Annotated in this window: 20 protein-coding genes; 6 read left to right on the top strand and 14 right to left on the bottom strand. The window is 48.5% G+C overall.

From position 1 onward, the window contains the following. Positions 1-87: 87 nt before the first annotated feature. The 3 genes from JXR92_RS06775 to JXR92_RS06785 all read left to right on the top strand — a co-directional run bounded on the left by JXR92_RS06775 (position 88) and on the right by JXR92_RS06785 (position 5,381). Positions 88-2,079 carry a DUF4954 family protein gene (locus JXR92_RS06775; RefSeq protein WP_171030470.1) on the top strand — a complete coding sequence of 664 codons (1,992 nt, stop codon included), beginning with the start codon at positions 88-90 and terminating at the stop codon, positions 2,077-2,079. Between the two features lie 132 nt (positions 2,080-2,211). After that, positions 2,212-3,852: a fumarate hydratase gene (locus JXR92_RS06780; RefSeq protein WP_005824254.1), complete on the top strand. Its 1,641-nt coding sequence runs from the start codon at positions 2,212-2,214 to the stop codon at positions 3,850-3,852. Positions 3,853-4,223: 371 nt separating this feature from the next. Continuing rightward, on the top strand, positions 4,224-5,381 hold the full coding sequence (locus tag JXR92_RS06785) for an acyltransferase (protein ID WP_138346411.1): 1,158 nt from the start codon (positions 4,224-4,226) through the stop codon (positions 5,379-5,381). Between the two features lie 47 nt (positions 5,382-5,428). Here JXR92_RS06785 and JXR92_RS06790 read toward each other — a convergent pair whose 3' ends face one another. The 11 genes from JXR92_RS06790 to JXR92_RS06840 form a co-directional block, all read right to left on the bottom strand. Beyond that, positions 5,429-7,069, bottom strand: a complete 1,641-nt coding sequence (locus tag JXR92_RS06790) for an amino acid permease (RefSeq protein ID WP_138346414.1) — start codon at positions 7,067-7,069, stop codon at positions 5,429-5,431. A gap of 48 nt (positions 7,070-7,117) precedes the next feature. Beyond that, positions 7,118-8,443 (bottom strand): TolC family protein, encoded by a 1,326-nt coding sequence (locus JXR92_RS06795; RefSeq protein ID WP_138346417.1) that lies wholly within the window; start codon positions 8,441-8,443, stop codon positions 7,118-7,120. Next, on the bottom strand, positions 8,440-11,472 hold the full coding sequence (locus tag JXR92_RS06800) for an efflux RND transporter permease subunit (RefSeq protein WP_057087088.1): 3,033 nt from the start codon (positions 11,470-11,472) through the stop codon (positions 8,440-8,442). The genes JXR92_RS06795 and JXR92_RS06800 overlap by 4 nt, the downstream gene beginning before the upstream one ends. A gap of 40 nt (positions 11,473-11,512) precedes the next feature. Then, a complete protein-coding gene (locus JXR92_RS06805) occupies positions 11,513-12,595 on the bottom strand; it encodes an efflux RND transporter periplasmic adaptor subunit (RefSeq protein ID WP_005824248.1) in 1,083 nt (360 codons plus the stop codon). A gap of 121 nt (positions 12,596-12,716) precedes the next feature. Continuing rightward, entirely contained in the window at positions 12,717-13,649 is a 933-nt protein-coding gene (gene rsgA / locus JXR92_RS06810) for a ribosome small subunit-dependent GTPase A (RefSeq protein WP_138346420.1), read from the bottom strand. 130 nt (positions 13,650-13,779) lie between these two features. Next, positions 13,780-14,340 (bottom strand): ribosome recycling factor, encoded by a 561-nt coding sequence (gene frr / locus JXR92_RS06815; protein WP_025834253.1) that lies wholly within the window; start codon positions 14,338-14,340, stop codon positions 13,780-13,782. Between the two features lie 129 nt (positions 14,341-14,469). After that, positions 14,470-15,180 carry a UMP kinase gene (gene pyrH / locus JXR92_RS06820; protein ID WP_117599271.1) on the bottom strand — a complete coding sequence of 237 codons (711 nt, stop codon included), beginning with the start codon at positions 15,178-15,180 and terminating at the stop codon, positions 14,470-14,472. An 83-nt stretch (positions 15,181-15,263) separates the two neighbouring features. Continuing rightward, positions 15,264-15,779: a nucleoside 2-deoxyribosyltransferase domain-containing protein gene (locus JXR92_RS06825; RefSeq protein WP_117964922.1), complete on the bottom strand. Its 516-nt coding sequence runs from the start codon at positions 15,777-15,779 to the stop codon at positions 15,264-15,266. A gap of 21 nt (positions 15,780-15,800) precedes the next feature. After that, on the bottom strand, positions 15,801-16,739 hold the full coding sequence (locus JXR92_RS06830) for a DMT family transporter (protein WP_117599273.1): 939 nt from the start codon (positions 16,737-16,739) through the stop codon (positions 15,801-15,803). Between the two features lie 88 nt (positions 16,740-16,827). After that, a complete protein-coding gene (locus tag JXR92_RS06835) occupies positions 16,828-19,326 on the bottom strand; it encodes a heavy metal translocating P-type ATPase (RefSeq protein ID WP_138346423.1) in 2,499 nt (832 codons plus the stop codon). Between the two features lie 129 nt (positions 19,327-19,455). Beyond that, positions 19,456-20,808: an MATE family efflux transporter gene (locus JXR92_RS06840; RefSeq protein ID WP_138346426.1), complete on the bottom strand. Its 1,353-nt coding sequence runs from the start codon at positions 20,806-20,808 to the stop codon at positions 19,456-19,458. 163 nt (positions 20,809-20,971) lie between these two features. On the opposite strand from JXR92_RS06840, the gene JXR92_RS06845 reads away from it, so the two are divergent. After that, complete coding sequence (locus tag JXR92_RS06845; RefSeq protein WP_138346429.1) at positions 20,972-21,652, top strand: tetratricopeptide repeat protein; 681 nt, start codon at positions 20,972-20,974, stop codon at positions 21,650-21,652. Positions 21,653-21,773: 121 nt separating this feature from the next. Here JXR92_RS06845 and JXR92_RS06850 read toward each other — a convergent pair whose 3' ends face one another. The 3 genes from JXR92_RS06850 to JXR92_RS06860 are packed head-to-tail and all read right to left on the bottom strand — an operon-like array spanning position 21,774 to position 23,174. Next, positions 21,774-22,244 carry an HlyD family secretion protein gene (locus JXR92_RS06850; protein ID WP_117964915.1) on the bottom strand — a complete coding sequence of 157 codons (471 nt, stop codon included), beginning with the start codon at positions 22,242-22,244 and terminating at the stop codon, positions 21,774-21,776. A 3-nt stretch (positions 22,245-22,247) separates the two neighbouring features. Then, on the bottom strand, positions 22,248-22,988 hold the full coding sequence (locus JXR92_RS06855) for an ATP-binding cassette domain-containing protein (RefSeq protein ID WP_171030447.1): 741 nt from the start codon (positions 22,986-22,988) through the stop codon (positions 22,248-22,250). A 27-nt stretch (positions 22,989-23,015) separates the two neighbouring features. Further along, entirely contained in the window at positions 23,016-23,174 is a 159-nt protein-coding gene (locus JXR92_RS06860; RefSeq protein WP_171030448.1) for a hypothetical protein, read from the bottom strand. A gap of 425 nt (positions 23,175-23,599) precedes the next feature. Here JXR92_RS06860 and JXR92_RS06865 point away from each other — a divergent pair, with 425 nt between their 5' ends. Together JXR92_RS06865 and JXR92_RS06870 are read left to right on the top strand one after the other, a co-directional pair. Further along, positions 23,600-24,880, top strand: a complete 1,281-nt coding sequence (locus JXR92_RS06865) for an SH3 domain-containing protein (protein WP_117964913.1) — start codon at positions 23,600-23,602, stop codon at positions 24,878-24,880. Between the two features lie 12 nt (positions 24,881-24,892). Then, positions 24,893-25,621 (top strand): zinc ribbon domain-containing protein, encoded by a 729-nt coding sequence (locus tag JXR92_RS06870; RefSeq protein WP_138345840.1) that lies wholly within the window; start codon positions 24,893-24,895, stop codon positions 25,619-25,621. The last annotated feature ends 31 nt before the right edge of the window (positions 25,622-25,652 follow it).

Consider the following 25,652-nt stretch of genomic DNA (forward strand, 5'->3'; position numbering starts at 1 on the left):
TATGAGTTATTTGCTGGCAGCGGTTTGAATCGGTAGTGCCGGCAAAGGCAATAACTTATAACTCATAATTCATAACTCGTTATAAGGATGAATTACAGAAGACTGACCGAAGATGAAATTCTCCGGTTGAAGAGCCAGTCATGTCTGGCTGATGATTGGGGAAAAGTAGCTGTTGCAGAAGAGTTCTCAACGGAATTTGTGCATCATACCCGTTTTTCGGGTGAGGTGCGTTTGGGAGTGTTCCATTCAGAATTTATGTTGCCGGGAGGAATCAGGAAGCATTCCGGTTTGCGGCATGTGACGCTGCATAATGTAACGGTGGGAGATAACTGTTGCATTGAGAATATCCAGAACTATATTGCCAATTATGAAATAGGGCATGATACTTTTATTGAGAATGTGGATATTATTCTGGTAGACGGTGTGTCGAAGTTCGGTAACGGGGTAGAAGTGTCTGTCCTGAATGAGACGGGAGGCCGTGAGGTGCTGATTAATGATAAACTCTCCGCACACCAAGCCTATATTCTGGCGCTTTACCGCCATCGTCCGGAACTGATTACACGGATGAAGGAAATCACGGATTTTTATTCCAACAAACATGCTTCTGCTGTAGGAAGCATCGGGAACCATGTAATGATATTGAACACCGGTTCCATAAAGAATGTGCGCATCGGTGATTATTGCCGCATCTGTGGTACATGCCGTCTGTATAACGGAAGCATCAACAGCAACGAGGTGGCGCCGGTACACATTGGGCATGGGGTGATTTGCGATGATTTTATCATCTCTACCGGGTCTCATGTAGATGACGGAGCTATGCTGAGCCGCTGCTTCGTGGGGCAGGCATGCAAGTTGGGACACAACTACTCTGCTTCGGATTCTTTGTTTTTCAGCAACTGCCAGGGAGAGAACGGGGAGGCGTGCGCTATTTTTGCCGGACCTTATACGGTGACACACCATAAATCCACGTTGCTGATTGCCGGTATGTTTTCCTTTATGAATGCCGGTTCGGGGTCCAATCAGAGCAACCATATGTATAAGTTAGGGCCTATCCATCAAGGCACTTTGGAGCGTGGTGCCAAGACGACTTCCGATTCGTACATCTTGTGGCCTGCAAGGGTGGGAGCGTTCTCCTTGGTAATGGGGCGCCATGTCAACCATTCTGATACTTCGAACCTGCCGTTCTCTTACTTGATAGAGCAGAATAATACGACTTATCTCGTGCCCGGTGTCAACCTGCGTAGTGTGGGTACCATCCGCGATGCCCAGAAGTGGCCGAAACGTGACGGGCGTACCGACCCGAACAAACTGGATTACATCAACTATAATCTTCTCAGCCCCTACACGGTGCAGAAAATGTTCAAGGGACGGGAAACGTTGCAGAATCTGCGTCATGCCAGTGGCGAGCTTTCGGACATCTATTCTTTCCATAGCGCGAAGATACGTAACTCGGCTTTGGTGAAAGGCATCCGCTTCTATGAAATAGCCATTCATAAGTTTCTCGGAAACTCTGTCATCAAGCGCTTGGAAGGCATTGACTTCCGGAGCAATGAAGAAATACGTGCCCGTTTGAAGCCCGATACGGTCATTGGCAGCGGCGAATGGGTGGATATTTCCGGATTGATAGCCCCAAAGAGTGAGATAGATGCGCTGATAGACGGTATTGAGTCCGGCAAAGTCAATCGCTTGAAGTCTATCAATGCCGAGTTTGAGAAGATGCACAGCAACTACTACACCTACGAATGGACCTGGGCGTATGAGAAGCTGGAAGAGTTCTATGGTATCAGGCCGGAAGGTATGACGGCGGAAGACGTCATACATATTGTCGAAAAATGGAAAGAAGCAGTAGTTGGCCTCGACCGCATGGTGTATGAGGATGCCAAGAAAGAATTTTCACTGGCTTCCATGACGGGCTTTGGAGCCGATGGCTCACGCTTGGAAAAGGAACTCGACTTTGAGCAGGTACGCGGCGATTTTGAAAGCAATCCGTTTGTAATGGCTGTACTGAAACACATTGAGGTGAAGACGGCGCTGGGCGATGAACTGATAGGGCGGATGCAGCGGGTATCAGAAAATTAATTATGATTTGTTGCGTTTTTACTCTAATTAAAGAATTATTTCAATAATAGTTTTTACCTTTGCTCGGTAAAGGCGGTTTTGTGCTGTCTTTGCTACCCGAATCACTTTTAAACATTAAATATACGAGTAATTATGGCAACAACACCTCCGTTCAAGTATCAACCCATGTTCGAGAAGGGAAAAGATACTACTGAGTATTATCTGCTTACGAAAGATTACGTGTCAGTAAGCGAGTTTGAAGGAAAACCTATCTTGAAGATTGAAAAAGAAGGTTTGACGGCAATGGCCAATGCGGCTTTCCGTGATGTATCGTTCATGTTGCGTCGTTCGCACAACGAGCAGGTTGCTAAGATTCTGAGTGACCCCGAGGCAAGCGACAACGATAAATACGTGGCACTCACCTTCCTGCGCAATGCCGAGGTAGCATCCAAGGGGGTACTTCCTTTCTGCCAGGATACGGGTACGGCAATCATCCATGGTGAGAAGGGACAGCAGGTATGGACCGGCTACTGTGACGAAGAAGCTCTCTCACTGGGTGTTTACAAGACTTATACCGAAGAGAATCTGCGTTATTCTCAGAACGCTCCCCTCACCATGTACGATGAGGTGAATACGAAGTGCAACCTCCCCGCACAGATTGACATTGAAGCTACGGAAGGTATGGAGTACGAGTTCCTCTGCGTAACCAAGGGTGGTGGCTCTGCCAACAAGACTTATCTCTACCAGGAGACAAAGGCTATCCTCAACCCCGAAACATTGGTTCCCTTCCTTATCTCAAAAATCAAGACTTTGGGTACGGCAGCTTGTCCTCCCTATCACATCGCATTCGTTATTGGCGGTACCTCTGCCGAAAAGAACTTGCTGACTGTGAAACTGGCTTCCACTCACTTCTACGATAACCTACCCACTACCGGCAATGAATTCGGCCGCGCTTTCCGCGATGTGGAACTGGAGAAGCTGGTACTGGAAGAAGCTCATAAGATTGGCCTCGGTGCCCAGTTCGGCGGCAAGTATCTGGCTCACGACATCCGCATCATCCGCCTGCCGCGTCACGGTGCGTCCTGCCCCGTGGGTCTGGGTGTTTCCTGCTCTGCCGACCGTAACATCAAGTGTAAAATCAATAAAGAAGGTATCTGGATTGAAAAGCTCGACAGCAACCCGGGTGAACTGATTCCCGAAGAACTCCGTAAGGCCGGTGAAGGCGACGTGGTGAAGATTGACTTGAACCAGCCGATGGCCGATATTCTGAAGGAACTGACCAAGTATCCGGTTTCCACCCGTTTGTCTCTGAATGGAACCATCATCGTAGGCCGTGACATCGCACACGCCAAGCTGAAAGAACGTCTGGACCGTGGCGAAGACCTGCCGCAGTACATCAAAGACCATCCCATCTACTACGCCGGTCCTGCCAAGACTCCTCAAGGCATGGCTTGCGGCTCCATGGGCCCGACTACTGCCGGACGTATGGACCCGTATGTAGACCTCTTCCAAAGCCACGGCGGCAGCATGATTATGCTTGCCAAAGGTAACCGCAGCCAGCAAGTGACAGATGCCTGCCAAAAGTATGGCGGTTTCTACCTGGGCTCTATCGGTGGTCCTGCCGCTATCTTGGCACAGAACAACATCAAGAGCATTGAGTGCGTGGAATATCCCGAGCTCGGTATGGAAGCTATCTGGAAGATTGAGGTGGAGAACTTCCCTGCATTTATCCTGGTGGACGATAAGGGCAACGACTTCTTCAAGCAACTGAAGCCCTGGAATTGCAGCAAGTAAAACAGAAGCCTTTTAGAAAGGCATAATATAAGGAAAGCCGTAACGGAGAAAATCTTGTTACGGCTTTTTTGTTTTGTAGAGGAAAACAAAGTGTTTCGCGGCATAGAACACTCTGTTTCATCAAGCAAAACAAACTGTTCCTTTATGTTGAAACAAATTGTTTCTTCCTATTGAAACAAACTGTTCTTTTATGTTGGAACAAATTGTTCTTCCCTATTGGAACACTCTGTTCTGCCTTGATAAAACAGATTGTTCTCTATAGGAGAATAAAACTGAAACTCGTTTGTTGTCGTATTTTTGTTACATTCTCCTTTTCATTTCTCGGTTAACTTCTTTATCTTTAACCCTCCAAACAACCAATTTAATAAAACATGGAACCAACTCTTACACGACAAACTCCGGCACAACACATCGTATGGCTGGATGTGGTACGCCTTGTTGCAATGTTTACAGTAGTTTGCTGCCATTGCACAGACCCTTTTAACTTCTATCCGGGCACATCGCCCGACATTGTTGACATCAAGTTCTGGGGAGCTGTCTACGGTGCGGCGCTCCGTCCTTGCGTACCGCTTTTTGTAATGATTACCGGTGCATTGCTGTTGCCGGTACGGGGTGACGCCTCGGCATTCTACAAGAAACGTATCCCCCGCGTATTCTTTCCTTTCCTCATCTGGTCTGTGATTTACAATCTGTTCCCCTGGATAACGGGACTGCTGGGAGTGGATCCGAAAGTGATTCTGGATTTCTTCCCTTATTCGGGTGAGGAAGTGATGCGCCAGTCTCTGGCAGTGAGCCTGGGATATATTGCAGAAATGCCTTTTAATTTCTCTCTATTGGATGTACACATGTGGTATATCTATCTGCTGATAGGGCTTTATCTCTATCTTCCGATATTCTCGGCATGGGTGGAGAAGGCCTCGGAACGTGCCAAACTATGGTTTCTTGCAGCATGGGGAGTGACACTGCTGCTGCCTTATTATACCGAGTTTGCCGCTCCGTACCTTTGGGGGACTTGCTCGTGGAACTCGTTCGGTATGCTGTATTACTTTGCCGGTTTTAACGGCTACCTGTTGTTGGGCCATTATCTGAGGAACCATAACTGGACGGGCCGGCAACTCTGTGGCATCGGCATTCCCATGTTTGCCATTGGCTATGTCGTGACATTCCTTGGTTTCCGTCGTATGACCTCCTTGCCGGATTTTACGGATGAGATGCTCGAACTCTTCTTCACCTACTGTTCGCTGAATGTAGTAATGATGACCATCCCCGTGTTTATGCTTTGCAAGCGGGCCAATTTCCGTTCGGAGCGCATCAAGAAAGCATTGGCAAACTTGACGCTCTGTGGTTTTGGAGTCTATATGATACACTATTTCTTTACCGGACCGAGCGTAGTCTTGATGCGTGCTATCCATGTTCCTATCTATCTTCAGATACCTTGTGCCGCAGTCGTCGCTTTCTGTACTTCCTGGTTTCTGGTGGCAATGGCATACCGTTGTTTCGGGAAGCGGACCAAGTGGGTGCTGGGGTAGTTTGGATGAAAGATTGTTTATCTTTAAAGGAGGAGATTTAGGGCTTATTATTTCCTCCAGATTCTCCACATATAGTAAGCGCAGTGCGTGAATGCGAAAACAAACGAGATAATCAGCAGCACTTTGCTTTCTCCCCATCCCACAGTCTGTTGGTGCCACAGTCCGGTGATGACACAAAGAACGGCAAGGATAAGTCCAATCATGTTCAAGGCCACCTGCCCGTGGCGGGTGGCGCCTCCATGCTCCAGCTTACTGTGCTTCATGCCGTAGCCCACGTAGATGTCCAGGCCGATGAGCATCCACAGCACCAGGCGTATCCATGTATCGGCAGGAAGGAACAACATCATGCAAAGGCAAGTAAGAATACCCAGTATGGGGATAAGTGGAACAAGTGGGGTTTTAAAGGAACGGGGCACGTCAGGCATGGTTCTGCGTACTACCAGTACAGCGGCACAGACCAGCGTGAAGGCCATCAGCGTGCCGATGCTTGTCATCTCTCCGGCCAGCCGTGCGGGTGCAAAAGCTGCCAGCAGGCCCACAAGTACCATGAAGAGCAGGTTGCTGCGTGCCGGAGTACGGAACTTTTCGTTGATATGCGAGAAGAAAGGAGGCAGCAGCCCGTCATGGCTCATGCTTAGGAATACGCGGCTCTGTCCCAGCAGTGTCACCATGATGACGGAGCAATATCCGAACAGAATGGACAGCACGATGGCACGGTTCAGCCAGGGATAGTCCGGCTGGATGATACCTGCAGCATCAGCCTGCCCCATGTGCTCTATGGCTATGGCAACGGGAGCAATGCCTTGCTGTCCGCTGAAGGCGGTGTAGTGTGCCACTCCCGTCATGACGTGGGCAAAAACCATATAGAGCACGGTGCATACCAGCAGGGAGACCAGAATGCCGATAGGCATGTTCCGCTTCGGGTTCTTCGTCTCTTGGGCGGCTGTGCTCACAGCGTCGAACCCGAGGAAGGCGAAGAATACGATGGCCGCCCCTCGCAGGATGCCGGAGAAGCCATATTCGCCCAGCACGCCCGTATTGGCAGGGATGTAAGGTGTATAGTTGTCGGTATTGATGTATTTCCAGCCGAGTATGACAAAAATCAGTATGACGGAAACCTTCAGGAATACAATGAAGCCGTTGAAGATGGAGCTGCCTTCCGTACCCCGTATCAGGAAGAGGCTCATCAGCACGACGATAAGGAAGGCGGGGATATTTACGACTCCGCCATCCCAGGGACAGGCGGTGAGGGCTTGCGGTAGATGTATGTCCAGTCCCTCGAGAAAGACGACCAGATAGCGGCTCCAACTGATGCTTACTGTGGTTGCGGCTACGGTGTATTCCAATACCAGGTCCCACCCGATAATCCAGGCGATGAGTTCGCCCATCGTGGCATACGAGTAGGTGTATGCGCTGCCGGCTACGGGTATCATGGACGCAAATTCCGCATAACACAGTCCGGCGAAGCAGCATCCCAGTGCGGCAATGGCAAAGGACAGTGTGATGGCCGGTCCCGTATAGCCTGCCGCCACCGTTCCGGTGATGGAGAATAGACCCGCTCCGATGATGACTCCCACGCCCAGGGCAACAAGGCTCCACGGACCAAGTACACGTTTCAATGTTTTCTTTCCGGAGGCATTAGCCTCCGCTTGCAGTGCCTCGAATGGCTTTCTGATGAATAATCCCATTATGCTTCAATTCTGATAAATCGGGCGCAAAGGTACGGATTATATTGCTTATTCCATATAGCGCGCTACTTTTCCACTGATTTGCAGTAGGGAGATTTCACATAATTTGGTATCATATTCTGCGGAGAGAATACGTTCTTCTGCATCCAGCAGACTCTTTTGGGCTTCGCGCATCTCGATTCCCGAGAGGTTGCCCAGCATATATCGTTCCATGGCAATCTCGTGGTTCTCCTTGGCAGCGACAAGGTTCTGGCGTTCAAGGTTCAGCATTTGCAGGTTGTTTTGGTAGGCCTGCCATAGGTTGCTGAGGTCGGCGCGCAGGGCTTGCTCCAGTTGCTCCCGTTCCAGGCGAGCGTTCTGCACGGCAATGCGGGCATTCTTGCGTTCGCGGCGCCGGTTGCCGTCGAACAGATTGAAGCCGACCGTGACGCCGAAGTTCAGACCGAGGTTGCTGCGGCGGCTGTTGGCAGAGATGTCATACTTGTTGAGGGTGTAGCCGTATCCGCCGTTCATCTTCACGTATGGGTAGTCGCGCGAGCAGACTTTCTTGTAGTCCAGACGGGCCAGGGTATTGTTCTGTTCGGCACGTAGCAGTGAGGCGTTGATGGCGAGGGTGGCGTTCCACAGCTCCTCGAAGTTCAGGGAGGCGGTCACGTTGATGAGGCTGTCTTGTATGATAAACGGCTGGTCTACATCTTTGTTTGCCATGAGTTCGTTCAGCTGGATACGTGAGGTGTGCAGCAGTTCCTGCTGTTTCATGTATTGGGCACTGTCGGCATTGAAGTCCACTTTGGCCTGCTGGTAGTCCAGGCGCGAGAAGTTACCGATGTGGTAACGCTCTTCCACAATGCGCAGGCGCTCTTTGGATAGCGATACGGCATAACGGAAGTTCTTCAAGCGGATTTTCTGCTGCACATAGTTATAGTATTCGGCGGCTATGTTGGCTATCAGGTCCTCGATGGCGATGCGCGTATTGGTCTCGCCTTGGCGTTCCAGCTCCTTGAGCCGTTGGTAGTTGGCGGTAATGTTGAAACCGTCGAAGATGGTCCAGTTCAGGTTGATGCCTGCATCGAGAGTTTGGTCAAACACTCCGTTGTCCTTGGTTGTCTCTCCGGTGGCTCGGGCTTTGGTCTCGGTATTGTCTATGGTTCCCTTGTAGCCGGCGGAGAGGTCCAGTGTGGGCAGGTAGCCCGCATTGCCCAGTGTGGCGTTGTTCTTGCTGACCTGCTCTTCATTGCGGACAATGCGCAGGGAGTAGTTGTTCAGCAATCCCTGCTCCAGGCAGGACTTCAAGGTGTAGGTAGGCGCAGGCTGTGCATAAAGGCCCAGCGCTGTGCAGGCAGTGGCTATGAAAATTAAAACAATGCGTTTCATTCGGTCTTCAGTTTACTTCGGTTCGTTGATACATAACTATATATGGCAGGCACGATGTACATCGTCAGTAGTGTGGAGATGAGCATGCCGCCTACGACGGCAGTACCCATGGCGATGCGCTGGTTGCAGCCTTCGCCGGTGGCGTAGGCAAGCGGTATCAGTCCCAGGATGGTGGAAGCACTCGTCATCAGGATGGGGCGCAGACGTTGCAGGGAGGCGTCCTTGATGGCTCGCATCTTGTCTTCACCCGCTTCCTGCTTCTGATTGGCAAATTCCACAATCAGGATACCGTTCTTTGCCACCAGACCAATCAGCATGATAATACCAATCTGGCTGAATATATTCATCGTAATCCCCCCGAAATACATGAACACCAGTGCGCCGGCAATGGCGAGAGGCACCGTCAACATGATAATCAGCGGGTCCTTGAAGCTTTCGAACTGGGCGGCCAGAATCAGGTAAATCAGCACGATGGCCAGAATGAAGGCGAACATCAGACTGGAGGAACTCTCCCTATACTCTTTGGAGTCTCCGGTCAGTGCGGTGCGGAAGGTCTCGTCCAGCGTCTCCTTGGCAATCTTGTCCATTTCATCCAGACCTTGTCCGATGGTCTTGCCGTCCGCCAGTCCCGCGGAGATGGTGGCAGAAACGAAACGGTTGTAACGGTACAGTTTCGGAGGTGCGATGCCGCCGGTAAGCTCAATCAGGTTGTCCAGCTGTACCATGTTCCCGTTGTCGCTTCGGATATAGATGCCTTTCAGGTCGGCGGGCTTGTTGCGTTGCTGGCGGTTGATTTCGCCTAATATCTCGTATTGCTTTCCGTTCATGTAGAAGTAGCCCATGCGCTGTCCGCTCAAGCCGTATTGCAGGGTTTGGGCAATGTTCTTGGTGCTTACGCCCATGATGCTCGCCTTGTCACGGTTGATGTTGATGCGCGCTTCAGGCTTGCTGAACTTCAGGTTTACGTCTGCCATCTGGAATACCGGATTTTCGTAGACCTTCGTCATGAACTTGGGGAGCACCTCCTGCAATTTCTCGATATTGGTTGCCTGCAATACATACTGCACGGGCATACCGCCGCGCCGTCCTCCGAATGAGGAGGACTGCTGTACGAAAGAGCGTGCCATGGTCTTTTTCTGCACTGCCTTCGACAACTTTTCGGCAACCTCCATCTGGGTATAGTCACGGTCTTTCATGTCTTTCAGTGTGATACGTACGTTACCGCTACCACTGGACACACGCGCCGTGACCGCTTCTGCATCCGGGATAATGGAGTCCACCAGATGATTGATGTCTTCGGTATAGTCGCGGATATATTCGTAAGTCACTCCTTCGGCACCCATTGTATTGATACTGATTTGCGAACGGTCCTCCAATGGCGCCATTTCAGCCGGGATAGTATTCCAAAGGACTCCGATAAGCAGGATGGTGACGATGGTGAAGGGCAAGGCAATCCAGCGCCGTTTCAGGAAGGCAGCCAGTGACTGGCTGTATACCCGGTTCATCCCTTCGAAGAAAGGTTCGGTCTTGCGATAGAACCAGCTCTGCTGTTCCCTTTTGATTAAAAGTTTGGTGGCAAGCATCGGCGTAAAAGTCAATGCGGCGAAGGAGGAGATAATCACCGAACCGGAGACCACGATACTGAATTCGCGGAACAGTCGTCCTGTCGTACCGTCCATGAATACAATAGGGAAGAATACCGCCACCAGCGTAATGGTAGTGGAGATGACGGCAAAGAAAATCTCCTTGGCTCCTTCTATGCCGGCTTCTTTCGGTGGCATCCCTTTCTCGATGCGGACATAAATGTTCTCCGTCATCACGATGGCGTCGTCCACCACCAAGCCCACGGCAAGCACCACGGCAAGCATGGAGAGCACATTGATGGAGAAACCGGCCAGATACATGACGAAGAAAGCTCCAATCAGCGAAACGGGGATTACAATACATGGCACAAGCGTCACACGCCAATCGCGCAAGAAGAGGAAAATGATGATGATAACCAGTACAAAGGCCTCATACACCGTCTGCTTCACCTCGTCGATAGAAGCGCGGATAAACTTGGTATTGTCAAAACCGTAGTTGTAATGAACATCTTCGGGAAGGTCTTTCTTCATCTTCTCCATGCGGTCATATACGGCGTTGGCTATTTCAATGTGGTTGGCACCCGGCTGCGGAATTACTACGACACCTACCATGGGCACACCGTTCATCTTCATATAACTTTTGATGTCGGCTGGTCCCAGTTCGGCACGTCCAATGTCGCTGAAGCGGACAATACGGTTACCGTCTTCCTTCAGGATAAGATTGTTGAACTCTTCGGCTGTATGCATCAGACCCAACGTACGGATGGTGAGCTCGGTAGTGTTTCCTTCGATACTTCCGGAAGGGAGCTCTACGTTTTCGTTGTCCACCGCATTCTTTACATCCAGGGGAGTGATTCCATAGCCGGACATCTTGATGGGGTCCAGCCAAAGCCGCATGGAATAGCGCTTTTCTCCCCAGATGCTTACACTACTTACATCTGAAATAGTCTGAAGCTGCTCCTTGACAGTCAGGTCGGCTATTTCACTGAGCTCCAGTAGGGAACGTTTGTCACTTTGGAGGGCAACCATCAGGATAGGGGTGGCGTCCGCATCGGCTTTTGATACGGTAGGCGGGTCACAGTCACGAGGCAGATAGCGCTGTGCACGCGACACTTTATCACGTACGTCGTTGGCGGCGGTTTCCAGGTCAACGGAAAGCTCAAACTCTACTGTAATGCGTGATGAACCTTGCTGGCTGACACTGGAGAGGGAGCGTATGCCGGGAATACCGTTGATGTTCTGCTCCAGAGGCTCCGTTATCTGGTTCTCGATGACATCGGCGTTGGCACCCGGATAGGAGCAGGATACTGATATGATGGGATTGTCTACAGACGGGTACTCGCGTACACCCAGATAATTGTAGCCGATGAAGCCAAACAGCAGGATTATCAGGGTAAGTACTGTCGAGAGTACCGGTCGCCGTATACTTAATTCGGATATATTCATTCTTTACAATTGATAATTAACGGTTGATAATTGACAGTTGTCAATTGATATTGTCCAGTGTTACCGGTAGTCCGGTACGGAGTTGCAGGGTTCCCGAGGTGATGATGGTATCTCCTGCCTGCAAGCCTTGCAATACTTGTACTTCCGCTTCCGTACGGATTCCCGTAGTAATCTCTACCGGCTGGGCTTTTCCCGACTTATAGAGGAATATCTTGTCTTTTCCCATTTCCGGTACAATGGCTTCGGACGGTACGGCAAGGGCGTCCTGAATTTCATCCTTGTTCAGCTTGATGCTGGCATAGCGGCCCGGAAGCACAGCTCCGTTGGCATTGGGATAAAGTGCACGGATTGTCAGGGTATGGGTAGTAGGGTCTATCTTTGATTCGCGTGCATAAACCGTGGCGTGGAAGGTGTTTAGCTTTCCTTCGAGAGTGAAGTCCAGTCCGGCGCCGGTCTTTACGTCATTGGCATACCGCTCGGGTACGGCAAATTCCACCTTCAACGGCGAAATCTTGGTGAGTTTGGCTACAATGGTTGTAGGGGAAGCGTAAGTACCCACACTGACTTGGCGCAGACCGATGACACCGTCGAAAGGAGCACGCAGCTCGGTTTGTGCGATGTTCGATTCTATCAAGTCAATGTCGGCATTCAGGGTGGCCAGCTCGGTCTTTACTTGTTCGTAGGCTTCTTTACTGACCGCATCCCTTTCCAGCAGGGCGTTCTGGCGAAACACGCGGTCTTCCGCCAACTTTAATTGGGAGACGAGGCGTTGCAATTGTGCTTGCAGCGGCCGGTCATTAACTTTGGCAAGTAATTGTCCTTTCTTGACGAAGCTGCCTTCTTCAAAATTTATCTCTATGATTTTGCCGGATGTCTCGAAAGAAAGGTCCACTTCCTCATCCGGCAGCAGGCTGCCGCTGATTTGTATTTCATCCTTCAGCAGTTGCGGTTTGATTATTTTTGCGTTTACGTTTAGAATTTTCTTACCGCTACGTTGACCGGTCATCACCTTGTCTGCAGCGGCTAATTCTTCATTCTCTTTAGGTAATTGGGAGTAGATTCCTCCTCCAATCAGTCCGGCACCAATCACGATAATGATGCCCCATTTAACTCTCTTATTCATGTTGTAGTATTAGTAGTAATAAAATCAGCCTTAGATTAGACTACGGGAAAAGAGAATAGTTTAAAAGATAAAGAGTTAAAAAGTGTAAGAATATGGATTGGAAAGGTGATAAAATGACAAATCAGTAAGCAGCCCGGTATTTTCCCTCCTCCTTGTCCTCCAGCATATTCAGATAAGAAGCGTAACGGGATTCGCTGATATAGTGCTTCTCGACAGCCTCGCGTACAGCGCATTCGGGTTCGTGGCGGTGGGTACAGTTGCCGTAACGGCAGTTGGCAGATACCTTGAATATTTCCGGGAAATAGTGGCCTATTTCTTCTTCTTCCATATCGAATGTTCCGAAACCTTTGATGCCCGGAGTGTCAATGATATATCCGTCACCGGGAACCGGGAACATTTCTGAGAAGGTAGTGGTGTGCATACCTTTATTATGATAGGTGGATATCTCTCCGGTTTTAATCTCTATATCGGGCAGTATTGCCTTGATGAGTGTCGATTTCCCTACTCCGGAATGTCCGGAAAAGAGGGTTATACGTCCTTTGAGCTCTTCCTCGATAATATCGATGCCTTCCTCTTTTTTGGCAGAAACCTTGAAACATGGATAACCGATGGTGGTATAAAGGTTGATGAGACTGTTCAGATAGTGCAGTTCCTCTTCGTTGTAGGCATCCACTTTGTTGAATATAATCTTGACGGGAACACGGTATGCCTCGGCAGAGGCGAGAAAACGGTCTATAAATGTGGTGGAGGTTTCGGGATAGTTCACCGTCACTATGAGCATGCACTGGTCGAGGTTGGCGGCAAGAATATGTGATTGCTTGGAAAGGTTGGAGGCACGGCGGATGATGTAATTCTTCCGGTCCTCTATCTCGCTGATAAAGGCCGTACCTTCCTGGTTCAGTATGATGTTCACGTAATCGCCTACAGCCACGGGATTGGTGCTTCGTATGCCTTTCAACCGGAAGTTCCCTTTGATTTTACATTCAATCTCCCTTCCGTCGTCAGTCCGTACCAAGTACCAGCTTCCGGTGTTTTTTATAACGAGTCCCCTCAAAATAATTGATAATTGATAATTGATAATTGATAATTGATAATTGATAATTGATAATTGATTGCTGGATAATTAACTATAGGTATTATTACACATGATAATTATCAACTGTCAATCATCAATTATCAATTCATTAAACGGTCATGATTTCTTTATCCTTTGCAGCCAGCATGTCATCAATCCGCTTGATGAACTTGTCGTGAATCTTCTGCAGCTTTTCTTCACCGCCTTTCTGGGCGTCTTCTGCCAGTCCGTCCTTTACGGATTTCTTCAAGGCGTCGATGGCATCACGGCGTGCATTACGTACACTTACTTTGGCTGTTTCTCCTTCTCCCTTGCATTGTTTGGCAAGCTGCTTCCGGCGTTCTTCCGTCAGCGGTGGGATGCCGATACGGATAATTTCACCGTTGTTTTCGGGCATGATGCCGAGACTGGAGTCAATGATGGCCTTTTCAATGACGCGGAACATGCTCTTATCCCATGGCTTGATGGCAATGCTGCGTGCGTCCGGAGTGGTTACGGCTGCCACATTGTTGATAGGAACCATACTTCCGTAAGAATCCACACGGATACCATCCAGCAAACGGATATCAGCTTTTCCGGCGCGGATATGAGCCAATGCCTCGTCCAGATACATGATGGCCATGTCCATACTTTCTTGCGCTTCGTCTAAGATGTCTTTTACGTCTCTCATATTATTTTCGTTTTTGGAATAGCTTTAATTTGAAACTTTGCAAATATAATTATTAAATCGGGAATTGAGAATTAAGAATTAAATAACATTCATTTTTTTATTCTCAATTCTTCGTTTTCCGTTTTTAATTCAATTATGTACCAGTGTACCGATTTCTTCTCCTTGCATCACTCTTTTCAGATTCCCCACTGTATCCATGTCAAAAACGATGATGGGTAGGTTGTTCTCCTTGCACATGCAGGTGGCGGTGAGGTCCATCACTTTCAGACCGCGCTTCAGTACTTCGTCGTAAGTGATGTCGTGGAATTTCGTGGCTGTCGGGTCCTTCTCCGGATCGGCGGTATAGATGCCATCCACACGGGTACCTTTCAACATGACATCTGCCTCAATCTCGATGCCGCGCAGACTGGAACCGGTATCGGTAGTGAAGAACGGATTGCCTGTACCGGCGGACATGATGACTACTTCGCCTGCTTCCATACATTCGATGGCACGCCATTTATTGTAGAATTCACCGATGGGTTCCATACGTACGGCAGTCAGCACGCGGACCTTCACGCCGGTAGCTGCCAGAGCTGAACTGAGGGCAAGGCTGTTGATGACGGTTGCCAGCATTCCCATCTGGTCGCCTTTCACGCGGTCGAATCCTTTGTGGGCACCGTTCAATCCGCGAAAAATGTTTCCACCGCCTATCACGATGCCTATTTGTACTCCCAATTCGTGGATTTCTTTGATTTGAGCTGCGTACTCGGCAAGGCGTTTTTCGTCAATGCCGTATTGCTTTTCACCCATCAGGCTCTCGCCGCTGAGCTTCAATAAGATTCTTTTATAGGTTGTCATAATATATAGTTTTGTTATATTTCTTTGCAGCAAAGATAAAGAATAAAACTGAAAAGTGCTGCAGAATGAGGTAGGATAGTTGCCTAACGTATTGTCTTTAGGAACTCGTCCATGCTGTGATATAACGGAATACCATAATGGTTACAAGTAATTCGCACATTGTCGTAGCGGTAGAAGCCGGGCTCGCAGATGACGTGCAGTTTGCCGGAACGCATGTGCAGCCCCATCTCCAGCAGAGTGATGGGAGACTTACTGCTTGCCAGGATATTCATGATTATCAGGTCGGCTTTTTCCAGATGTTCCAGTTCCCAGTTCACTTGATGTTCAAAGTCGGACATTTCACCGCTCAACCCCTTGTCCCTTCGGGGGTTGTATAGGAGATATTTGCCTTCGGGACGTGCTCGGAACCAGTCGCAGGTTGCCTTTTGCCAGTCTATGCTCTTGCCCATGTCAATGGTCCCAGCCAGGAAAATTTTGGTATATTCAGCTTCGTTCACTTCGGCTTTGTCTTCATCCGGACGGAGTACGATCACCTCGGACTGAGCTTGTAGGCCGATAGGGAATAACAGAACTAAAAGCAGGTAGAGATTTTTTTTCATGGTTGATGATGGTTTATAGAATTAGTTGTTTTTCTTGCTCTTTATCGGGAGTCTTGGAAACAGTTTCCTGAAACGAACCAGTTGGCCTGTAATGTTTCCCCCTGCGATGACGAGCGTTACGGCTACAATAATCATCACCAGTCCGATGCTTTCTCTGACAGTCAAGCTTTCTCCAAAGACAGCTATTCCGAAGAAGATGGCTGTCACGGGTTCCAATGCACCGAGAATAGCGGTCGGGGTGGAGCCGATGTATTGGATGGCTCCAGTAGTGCAGAGGAAGGATATGGCGGTGGGAAAGACAGCCAGTGCAAGCAAATTGCCCCACAGATACCACTGGTCCGGTGTGTTCAGTACTCCGGAATAGAGCAGGCGTGCTACGAAGAGCGATAAGCCGAAGAGAAGGACATAGAAGGTGACTTTGAGTGTAGCTACATTTTTCAATGACGTCTGGTTGATGCCCACAATGTATATGGCATAGGAAAGGGAGGAAGCGAAAACCAGCAATGTCCCTATCAGGCTCAGCGTACTGCCGTCCTCACTTTTATAGAGCAGCCCGATGCCTCCCAGTGCAAGCAGCATGCAGACGATGGTTTGCAGTGCCAGCTTCTCTTTGAAGACCATAGCCATAATAAGAGCCACCATAATGGGGTAGATGAACAGCAGTGTCGACGCTATGCCGGCGGCCATATAATTATAACTCAGAAAAAGCGTCAGTGAGGAGAGGGCTACGAGTAATCCCATGATGATGAGCGGAAATGTTTCTTTCCGTTGTATCTTGAATGTCCGCCCTCTCGCTTTTATCATAATACCCAGCAATGGGATGGCAAAAAGGTATCTGAAAAAGAGTACCGAGTCCGGATCCATGCCGGCTTTGTACAACGGGAGGGCAAACAATGGATTCATACCGTAGGAGGCTGCGGCGATAGAACCCAAAATATATCCTTTAGCTTTTGCATTCATATCTTTATCTGTAGATTAGCGTGCAAAGGTAGATATTTACTTTGATTTCCTCTTTCTTTTCTGTATGAAAACCGTATGAATTTTACCCTTATACCTTCAGTGTGTAGTCACCGGCTTCTTCTGTCACTGCCTTCTGCAATTCTTCGAGTGTCTTTTCTCCGTCTGAAAGCTCTACGATGGCCACCGGAGGGTTCAGGGTTACGGTGGCATGTACACCCTCCATACTATTTAATGCTTTCTCTACGTGCATGCGGCAATGGTTGCACATCATACCTTCTACCTTGAATTCTTTTTTCATGATTGTTTCTGTTGATGGTTCAACTTTTTTGTTTTCTTCCCTTTCATGTATCTTTTTCCGTTTTAGCAGCAAGCTGTTGCTCACCACACTGACACTGCTGAATGCCATGGCTGCGCCGGCTATCATCGGATTCAACAGGAAGCCGTTGATGGGATAGAGTATTCCGGCTGCAATGGGCACACCTACTATATTGTATATAAACGCCCAGAACAGATTCTGCCGGATGGTCCGGACTGTCAGACGGGACAGCCGGAGGGCTTCCGGAATTTTTGTCAAATCGGAGGAGATGATAGTCATTTTGGCTACGTCCATGGCGATGTCACTACCTCCGCCCATAGCGATACTCAAGTCGGCTTGGGCAAGGGCGGCGCTGTCGTTGATGCCATCGCCCACCATCGCCACTTTCCGTCCTTCTGCTTGTAACCGGCTGATAAAGGCTGCCTTGTCCTGCGGCAGTACGCTCGCTTGATAATGCGCAATACCTGCTTTGCGGGCAATTTCGCGGGCGGTGGTTTCATTGTCTCCGGTCAGCATGTGGACTTCGATACCGGTGGCACGCAGCTCGTCGACGGCACGAATGGAAGTTTCCTTTATCCGGTCCGTGATTCCGGCTATTGCCAGTGCGTTTTCTTCGTCGGCAAACCAGATGACGGTTTGTGCTTTCGCTGTCAGTCGGGTGGCTTCTTCCCGAAGAGACCGGCTGATGGCAATCCGGTTCTCTTCCAGTAGTTTCAGGTTTCCGGCAAAGTAAATCCGGCCTTGTGTCCGCCCTTTTACACCTTTTCCGGTGATGGTTTCGAAATCTTGGATGTCGTCTATGGAAGCCGATTCCTTGAGGTGATTCACTACGGCGTCTGCCAATGGATGTTCCGATAACTTTTCCAGACTGTAGAAAATGTCCGGCAAGACATCTTTTGAGGAAATGCTTGGATTGGGAGTAGTTGTCGGCGTATTCCATACCAGCTTACTGACTACCGGTTTTCCTTCGGTTACGGTTCCGGTTTTGTCGAGTACTACGGTATTTACCTTTTTGGCAATCTCCAGACTCTCGGCATCTTTTATCAGGATACCCCTTTCGGCTCCCTTGCCGATGCCTACCATGATGGCTGTAGGAGTGGCTAGCCCCAGCGCACACGGGCAGGCGATGATAATCACTGTGACAAATGCCAATAATCCGTGGGTGAATCCGTCGGTTCCGTCCAGCATCATCCATACGATGAAGGCGAGCACTGCAATGCCGATAATGGTAGGCACGAATATCCCTGCTATCTTGTCGACCAGTTGCTGTACCGGTGCTTTGCTCCCTTGTGCGTCTTGCACCATGTGTATAATCTTTGCCAGCAGTGTATCTGTGCCGACTTTCTCTGCCCGGAAGCGGAAACTCCCCTTCTGGTTGATGGTACCTGCGAAGACTTTGGCATCTTTTTGCTTGGACACTGCTACCGGTTCGCCGCTCAGCATACTTTCGTCTACGTACGAAGAACCTTCCGTCACGATGCCGTCCACTGCAATCCGTTCGCCGGGCTTCACCAGTATGATGTCGCCGGGGCGAATCTGCTCAATAGGGACAATGCGTTCCTCATTCCCAACGACGGTCACGGTCTTGGGTTGGAGTCCCATCAGCTTCTTGATGGCTGTTGAAGTGTTTCCTTTCGCCTTTTCTTCCAGCAGGCGCCCCAGCAGGATAAAAGCTATGATGACACTTGCCGCTTCAAAATACACATGCGGGTGGATGCCCCTGGACAGCCAGAAGTCCGGAAATAACATGTTGAACAGACTGAACAGATAGGCTGTTCCGGTGCTGATGGCTACCAGTGTATCCATATTGGCGCTGCCATGTCTCAACTGTTTCCAGGCACTGCTGAAGAATCCCCGTCCCAGCCAAAATACAATAGGAGTGGATAGTGTCCACATGATAGGATTGGCATAGGGCATATCCATGAAAAACATACCTATTATGATAACAGGTAAGGATAGAATAACGGCCCAGACAGTGCGGAGTTTCAGTGTAGTGAATTTTTTGTTGTGGGCCTCTTCCGCTTCTTCGAGCGTATTGCCGTCCCGATTTATCAGCAAGTCATATCCAGCGGCCTGCACGGCTTGCTGCAATGCCTCGGAAGAACAGTTCTTGGGATCATATTCTACGGTTGCCGTTGCCGAAGCGTAGTTTACGGCTGCTATCTTGACACCGGACTGCCGGTTCAGCGTCTTTTCTATCCGTGCGGCACATGATGCACAGCTCATTCCCAATACGGGAAATGTCTCTTGAACAATATTCTTGTCTGTCATAACAATTATGTATTTAAGTTTCGTAAGTTCTTGAACTTGCGAAACTTGAGTTATGTATAAGTCATAGCGATACAAAGATAATGCTTTTTCCCCTTGAAATGTTCATCGCTTAAAATCGCAATAAATAGGCTACTTCTCACTGGGGAATGCTTTTTTAATGACTCCCCGACTCAATCCCGTCTGCACCGCTCCCCGCATCAGGAGGTAGGTGAGGAAGGCAAGCCATAAAGCATGGTTTGCCAGGACGGGATGTAGGCCATAATACAAGACAAAGAAGCTGACGGCTGCTGCAGTCATGGACAGCAGCATGCCGCGCGTGGCTGTGGCACCTATAAAAATGCCGTCCCAAATGAAGGCGGCTATACCAACGGCAGGAACGGCAAGCGCCCAGTAGAAATAGGTGTCGGCAACCGCTATCACTTCTTTGTCATCCGTCAATAGCCCGAGGAAGGCATTACCTCCCAGTGCATAGGTCAACGTAAAGAGAACTGCCATTACCGCTCCCCATCCAAAGAGATGTCGGACGGTGTCTGTAAAGGCTTCCCGGTTGTGTGCGCCTATGTATCTGCCGCTCAGGGCCTCGCCTGCGTAGGCAAAACCATCCATTACATACGAGAACAAAGTGAAGAGCTGCATCAGCAGCGTGTTGACAGCCAAAATGATTTCGCCCTGCGAGGCTCCTGCTGAAGTAAAGAACAGAGTAACCACCACCAGGCAAAGGGTGCGCAGAAAAATGTCCCTGTTCACTTGGAAGAATTTTAGCATTGTCTCCTTCTCCCAGATACCTTTTCTTTCTTCCCCTTTAATTTCCAATTTATAATTTTTAATTTCCCAGTATCTCTGCAACTTTCCATAATTGCGTATCCAGAGCATCAGCCCTATCAGGAAACCGGCGTACTGGGCTATCAGCGTCCCCAGGGCAACTCCTTCGACTTTCATTCCGCATAGATAGACCAGGCAGAGGCTGGCAATGATATTGACTATATTCTGTGTGATGGCTATATACATGGGAATGCGTGAATTCTGCATGCCGATGAACCATCCCGTGAGCCCGTATAGTCCCAGCATGGCGGGTGCACCCCAGATGCAGATGTGGAAATAAAGCGTTGCCATCTCTTTGACCTCGTCTGTAGGATGAATCAGCAGGAATGCGCCTTGTCTGATGGGGACTTGCAATGCTATGAGGCAGGACGCGACAGCCAGCCCTATGCCGACGGAGCGCACTAATAGGCGTACAACTTCCGGCAAATCCCGTTTTCCGTATGCTTGTGAAGTCATTCCGCTGGTCCCCATGCGCAGGAAACCGAAAATCCAGTAGATGATATTGAACAGCATCCCGCCTACGGCAATGGCTCCGATATAGGCCGGTGAACCTAAGTGTCCGACAATGGCTACATCAATCAGTCCGAGCAAAGGAACGGTGATGTTTGATACGATGGAAGGCAGTGCTATTTGCAAGATTTGCTTGTCTCTGAGCTTCATTGGTAACGCTTATTTCATAAGATTGGCAAAGTTACGCAGAAAAGGGGAAAATAGTGGGAAAGATTAACTATATTTTGTTGATGTTTGCAGTGAAAGTGTGTAAATTTGTAGGTGAATTTCTATGGAGATGATTCAGGCTGTTAAACTATTATATACTTTAAAAATGAAATCCTTAACTTTATTTTTCTCTTTGTTTCTGATGTTGCCTCTGTCTGTTTTCGCTCAGTCGGCGGGTGAACTGTTGCAGAAAGTTTCCGAAGCGTTGTCCGAAGGCAAGGACGATTATGTCGTAAGTCTGTTCCGTCAGTCGGCAGATGCCGGTGTGGACCAGGCGGAAATGTTCTATTGGGCCAATGTTGACAAGAACACTGTGGTAGCTTCCCGTTTGGCCAATGAGCTGGCTGCCCATTACAAGGAAATGCGGAATTACGACAAGGCCTATCTCTTCTATAAGGAGTTCTTGCAACGCCATCCCGAAGATGTGCCTGCCCTTGTTTCTTGTGCCGAGATGGAAATGATGCGGGGAAAAGAGAAGGATGCTCTGAAAACCTACGAGAAGGTGCTGATGCTCGACGGTGATAACCTGCAGGCAAATATCTTCTTGGGGAATTATTTCTATCTTCAGGCAGAAAAGGAAAGGAAGAAGCTCGATGATGACTTTAAGAAGATAACTTCCCCTACGCGGATGCAGTATGCCCGTTATCGTAACGGTTTGTCGGACGTGCTTACCAATAGCTATAGCAAGGCAAAGACCTATCTGCAACGGGTACTCCAGGTATTCCCTTCCATGGAGGCGGGCAATACGCTGGAAAGAATAAAGAAGATGGAGGCGGAGATGCGTTAATAGTAGCTCAATCTCCTTTTTGAGATACGGATTGCGCAAGTAATAGATTTCTAACGCTTATTCATCGCGGGTGCGAAGCGAGGTGTCGTGCGGGAAGACTTGCTTGGCGAGGCATAGCTGTTCACTCCCATATTCTTCCGAGCAGCGTCTTCTCCGACAAGATGATGGATGCCTTTCCTTTCATGCCTTTCTGCATGAAAGGGACTTCTTTCAGTGACAGTATAAAACAGAAATAGTTGTGCCCGTTGCGGCTGATTATCCGTGTAGAAACGGTTGTGACAGTTCCTTGCAGATAGCCGTATTCCTTGCTTGTATATCCTTCCAGTTCAATTTCTGCTTTCATGCCGGTACTTACTTGTGTGATGCAGGCATACGGCAGTTCTCCGGTAGCTGACACTTCTCCTTGCTGAATGTCCGTCAGGGTGATGTCGCATTCCGTTGTTTCGGGATAGGGGACAAATGCGGCTACAGCCAGCAGCAAAGCTATAATTATTCCGATGATGCCGATTCCGCTACGTACCAGCAGCGGAGGAATCTGCCCGATGATTTTCCGTACCTGTTTGCTTCTGAGTTCTATATCCTTGCTTTCCATATGCTAACTGCCCAATTCCAATTGATTCTTCACAAGATTATAATAAGCTCCCCGGCTGGCTATCAGTTCCTGATGCTTTCCGGCTTCTATGATTTTCCCTTTGTCTATCACTACTATCCGGTCGGCGTTCTTTACAGTGCTTAGGCGATGGGCCACCACGATCACCGTTTTCCCTTTGTAGAACTCCGTCAGGTTCTCTACAATTATCCGCTCGTTGTTGGCATCCAGCGCATTGGTGGCTTCGTCCAGAAAGATGTACTGCGGATTCTTGTAGACGGCTCGGGCAATCAGTATCCGTTGTTTCTGCCCTTGACTCAGACCCACACCGTCTTGCCCTATCAGAGTGTTGTATTTCAGGGGGAGGCGCATGATGTAGTCGTTTATATTGGCAATCCGGGCAGCCTCTGCCAGCCGTTCTTTGTCTATTTTAGGTTGAACTGGTTGAGATCTGTGTCGCCGATGGAGATTTCTCCGCCCAATGCCTTGTAGTAGCCCAACAGCAATTTGATGATGGTCGTCTTTCCGCTTCCTGTTCTTTATTTCGTTGATGAAGATGCTGCCTGCTTCTTGTGTCTGTTGCAGTTTCAGGTTCTTCATGTTGGCTTCGAAAAGTTCGGCCTGCACGTCTTCCCACTCCCAGCGGCGGTGTTGCTCGCAGTCTTGCAGCTTTATCCCCTGCATGGCGGTGATGAACTGGTAGGTTTTGTTGTTGTTCTTAAGGTTAGGCACAAAGTCTCCTCCCATGTAAAAGGCGACATTGCGCAAATAGTTTCAGGTTTCTGTATTGTAGTATTTTTCTGTTCCGGAGTAGTGCTGTTCTCCGTATTCAGTTCCTTTTTTACGGTTGTTTCCCGCCCAGGAAAAGATGGTGTAGAAAGAGAATTTATCGTTCCCGGTTTCAAAACTTCCACTATGAGAATTTGTCAACATTCCCGGATGGACGTCATTGTTCAGATTTAGCAGCTGGTAAGTCTAGCTTCTTTTTTTGAGTTTTATATTGAGCACCGTTGCATATCCGTCTTTGAGATATTTATGCGCCAACATAAAAAATGCAGGAAATGTTATTGCGCTTCCTACATTTTTCATATTTTTGCATTTGGAGAGAGGAGTTCTCTCCAAGACATTTTAGAATTTGAAGAAGCGTTATGCTTATCTTGTGGTTGGGAACCTAGGAAATTCGCAATTGTACACAAGGATAGCATAGTGGTTCTCACGCATATAGCGTGGGCTGCTATAACCATATCCGTGTACAAGGTTTTCCTAGGACCTCCAACCAGAACGTGGCATTGCAGTCTCACGCTTTTATGTTGAATGGTTCCCGGGAGAGACTGAGGGAGATTAATTATTTAAATATTATGAATGCACGTCACCTATTCATTTTATGCGGTACGTTTTTGTTATTCATGGCCTGCAAAGACTCTCCCAAGCAAAAGTCTCTTTCTGCCTCAAAGAATCCAAACCACACGTATGTAATTGCAATAAAGTCGGACATTAGCGTCAAAAAGGAATCGGTGGAAGGCAAACTGGTAGGGGTTGTTGAACGTGGAGAAATGTGCGAACTGGTAGATTCGGTCAACGGATGGTATAAAGTTCGGTTACGTACAGGTGAAGAGGGCTATGTCAACAGCGAATTTTCCAAAGTGCTATCCCATGATTCTATTCCGAAGAAGGCTTTTGAAGCGTATTGTCCTTTGGCAGAGCAGAGAGTACAATACGGTGCCCTATCTTTCAGACTGGATGGAAACAACGTATTTATGGCGAGGGGTTATAATTCTGTGCCAGAGGATGGAAATCTTTGGAATTCGGTCTACCAAGGGGCAACGGTCTATTATGGAAAGATAGAAGGAAATCGGCTGGTCTTCACACGTCACTTGGAATCCTTTAGGGGACTGCTGGAAGACGTTACTCCGGAGGAGATGGAGGAAGTAAAGCCTTATACCGCATATTATTCGCCCGTTGAGGGAGGATTCATCTTTGAAGGGGCACTATTTAAGACTTCAGATGTTGATGGCATTTTGAATGCGGCTCCCGTTAATAAAGAAACTGAAACTCCTCATCCTTTGTCGGCACGTAAAGGTCTCGGCCTATATGGGAGCGTAGAAAGTCTGACCAATAGTGAAGGGGAAACCACTCGGTTTGACAAGGTTGGGAATATACTGGAAATCAGTAAAGGGGAAGAATATTCCCTGATTTATAAGTACAATGACAACCGTACAGAATACAGCCGAAGCGATTGGGGCTCTTACACCATCACATACAGCGACCATAAGCGGAGCGATATGAGTAAGAATGAATCCGATATGGAAGGTTCTGTAGAATATCTTTTTGACGAGCAGGACAGAATCATAGAACGTAAAAGTCAGGTAAGAATGATTTACCTCACAGAAACATTCACTTACACCGGTGTGAACCTTCTTCCTGATAGTAAAAGTGTACACGATTACGATGAAACCGGAGATTACCTTACCACAGATAGATATGAGTATCTGGAAGTGGACGAGCATGGGAATTGGTTGAAGCGAAAAGTTACCCGCACCAATCAGGTGAAAGAGTATAAGGAGAATGGTGAGTCATTCTCTACCAAAACAGAACCGGAACGTATCGAGACACAATCCCTTGAGTATTTCAACAACTAAAAATAACTATTTATGAGTACGAAAATGAAATTCAAGTGTACTTCATGCCAACACATATTTGAACATGATGCTTATCAAAAGGAATGTTTCTGTCCGAAGTGTGGTAACATCAGTGAACGTTGTGCAGAAGAGGAACAGTTTATTGTTTGTAGTGAATGTGGAACTGAAATCCCTAACGGTGTAACATCGTGCCCCACATGCGGGTGCCCCATATCTGCCACGAAAAATCGCCATTGCCATGAATGTGGTGCTGAGCTGGCTGATTCCGTATACGTTTGTCCGCAATGCGGATGTCCCGTTGTACCAGCTACGCCGATTGCCGCTTCATCTATCCCTCCGGTATCCATTACACAGACAGCATCTCCTATAGAGGTTGAAGAGCAGGAACTTTCCCTTCCCCCAAGGAGTAGGGCTTTATATTGGTTTATTGGTGGTATTGTATTGGTGCTGTTAGTAAGTTTCGGTATATTTTATTATACGACCGATTATTTTAAGGATAAGACCAACACATTGAAATCTGTCGTAGGTACTTCGCGGCAAGTAGTGATTGATGGTGTCAACCTACGTTTACGGTATGCACCATCGTCGGATGCAGAAACATACAAGTGGGCTGACGGAACCAACCGTCACCCGGAGAAAGGTGAACGGTTTCCTTATTTAGGAGAAGTAGGAGACTTTTATAAGGTTGATTATAAGGGACTTGTACTGTATGTTTCCAAACAACATACTCACCTAGAATAGTTTTTTATTTATTAACGCTAATATATTTTGT

The sequence above is a fragment of the Bacteroides parvus genome (assembly GCF_017309675.2).
Classification (GTDB): Bacteria; Bacteroidota; Bacteroidia; order Bacteroidales; family Bacteroidaceae; genus Bacteroides; species Bacteroides uniformis.

Excerpts from the sequence above, each read along its gene's own strand:
- JXR92_RS06775 (WP_171030470.1), top strand. The coding sequence starts at position 88 with ATGAATTACAGAAGACTGACCGAAGATGAAATTCTCCGGTTGAAGAGC.
- JXR92_RS06780 (WP_005824254.1), top strand. The coding sequence starts at position 2,212 with ATGGCAACAACACCTCCGTTCAAGTATCAACCCATGTTCGAGAAGGGA.
- JXR92_RS06785 (WP_138346411.1), top strand. The coding sequence starts at position 4,224 with ATGGAACCAACTCTTACACGACAAACTCCGGCACAACACATCGTATGG.
- JXR92_RS06790 (WP_138346414.1), bottom strand. The coding sequence starts at position 7,069 with ATGGGATTATTCATCAGAAAGCCATTCGAGGCACTGCAAGCGGAGGCT.
- JXR92_RS06795 (WP_138346417.1), bottom strand. The coding sequence starts at position 8,443 with ATGAAACGCATTGTTTTAATTTTCATAGCCACTGCCTGCACAGCGCTG.
- JXR92_RS06800 (WP_057087088.1), bottom strand. The coding sequence starts at position 11,472 with ATGAATATATCCGAATTAAGTATACGGCGACCGGTACTCTCGACAGTA.
- JXR92_RS06805 (WP_005824248.1), bottom strand. The coding sequence starts at position 12,595 with ATGAATAAGAGAGTTAAATGGGGCATCATTATCGTGATTGGTGCCGGA.
- frr (WP_025834253.1), bottom strand. The coding sequence starts at position 14,340 with ATGAGAGACGTAAAAGACATCTTAGACGAAGCGCAAGAAAGTATGGAC.
- pyrH (WP_117599271.1), bottom strand. The coding sequence starts at position 15,180 with ATGACAACCTATAAAAGAATCTTATTGAAGCTCAGCGGCGAGAGCCTG.
- JXR92_RS06825 (WP_117964922.1), bottom strand. The coding sequence starts at position 15,779 with ATGAAAAAAAATCTCTACCTGCTTTTAGTTCTGTTATTCCCTATCGGC.
- JXR92_RS06830 (WP_117599273.1), bottom strand. The coding sequence starts at position 16,739 with ATGAATGCAAAAGCTAAAGGATATATTTTGGGTTCTATCGCCGCAGCC.
- JXR92_RS06835 (WP_138346423.1), bottom strand. The coding sequence starts at position 19,326 with ATGACAGACAAGAATATTGTTCAAGAGACATTTCCCGTATTGGGAATG.
- JXR92_RS06840 (WP_138346426.1), bottom strand. The coding sequence starts at position 20,808 with ATGAAGCTCAGAGACAAGCAAATCTTGCAAATAGCACTGCCTTCCATC.
- JXR92_RS06845 (WP_138346429.1), top strand. The coding sequence starts at position 20,972 with ATGAAATCCTTAACTTTATTTTTCTCTTTGTTTCTGATGTTGCCTCTG.
- JXR92_RS06850 (WP_117964915.1), bottom strand. The coding sequence starts at position 22,244 with ATGGAAAGCAAGGATATAGAACTCAGAAGCAAACAGGTACGGAAAATC.
- JXR92_RS06855 (WP_171030447.1), bottom strand. The coding sequence starts at position 22,988 with ATGGGAGGAGACTTTGTGCCTAACCTTAAGAACAACAACAAAACCTAC.
- JXR92_RS06860 (WP_171030448.1), bottom strand. The coding sequence starts at position 23,174 with ATGTTGACAAATTCTCATAGTGGAAGTTTTGAAACCGGGAACGATAAA.
- JXR92_RS06865 (WP_117964913.1), top strand. The coding sequence starts at position 23,600 with ATGAATGCACGTCACCTATTCATTTTATGCGGTACGTTTTTGTTATTC.
- JXR92_RS06870 (WP_138345840.1), top strand. The coding sequence starts at position 24,893 with ATGAGTACGAAAATGAAATTCAAGTGTACTTCATGCCAACACATATTT.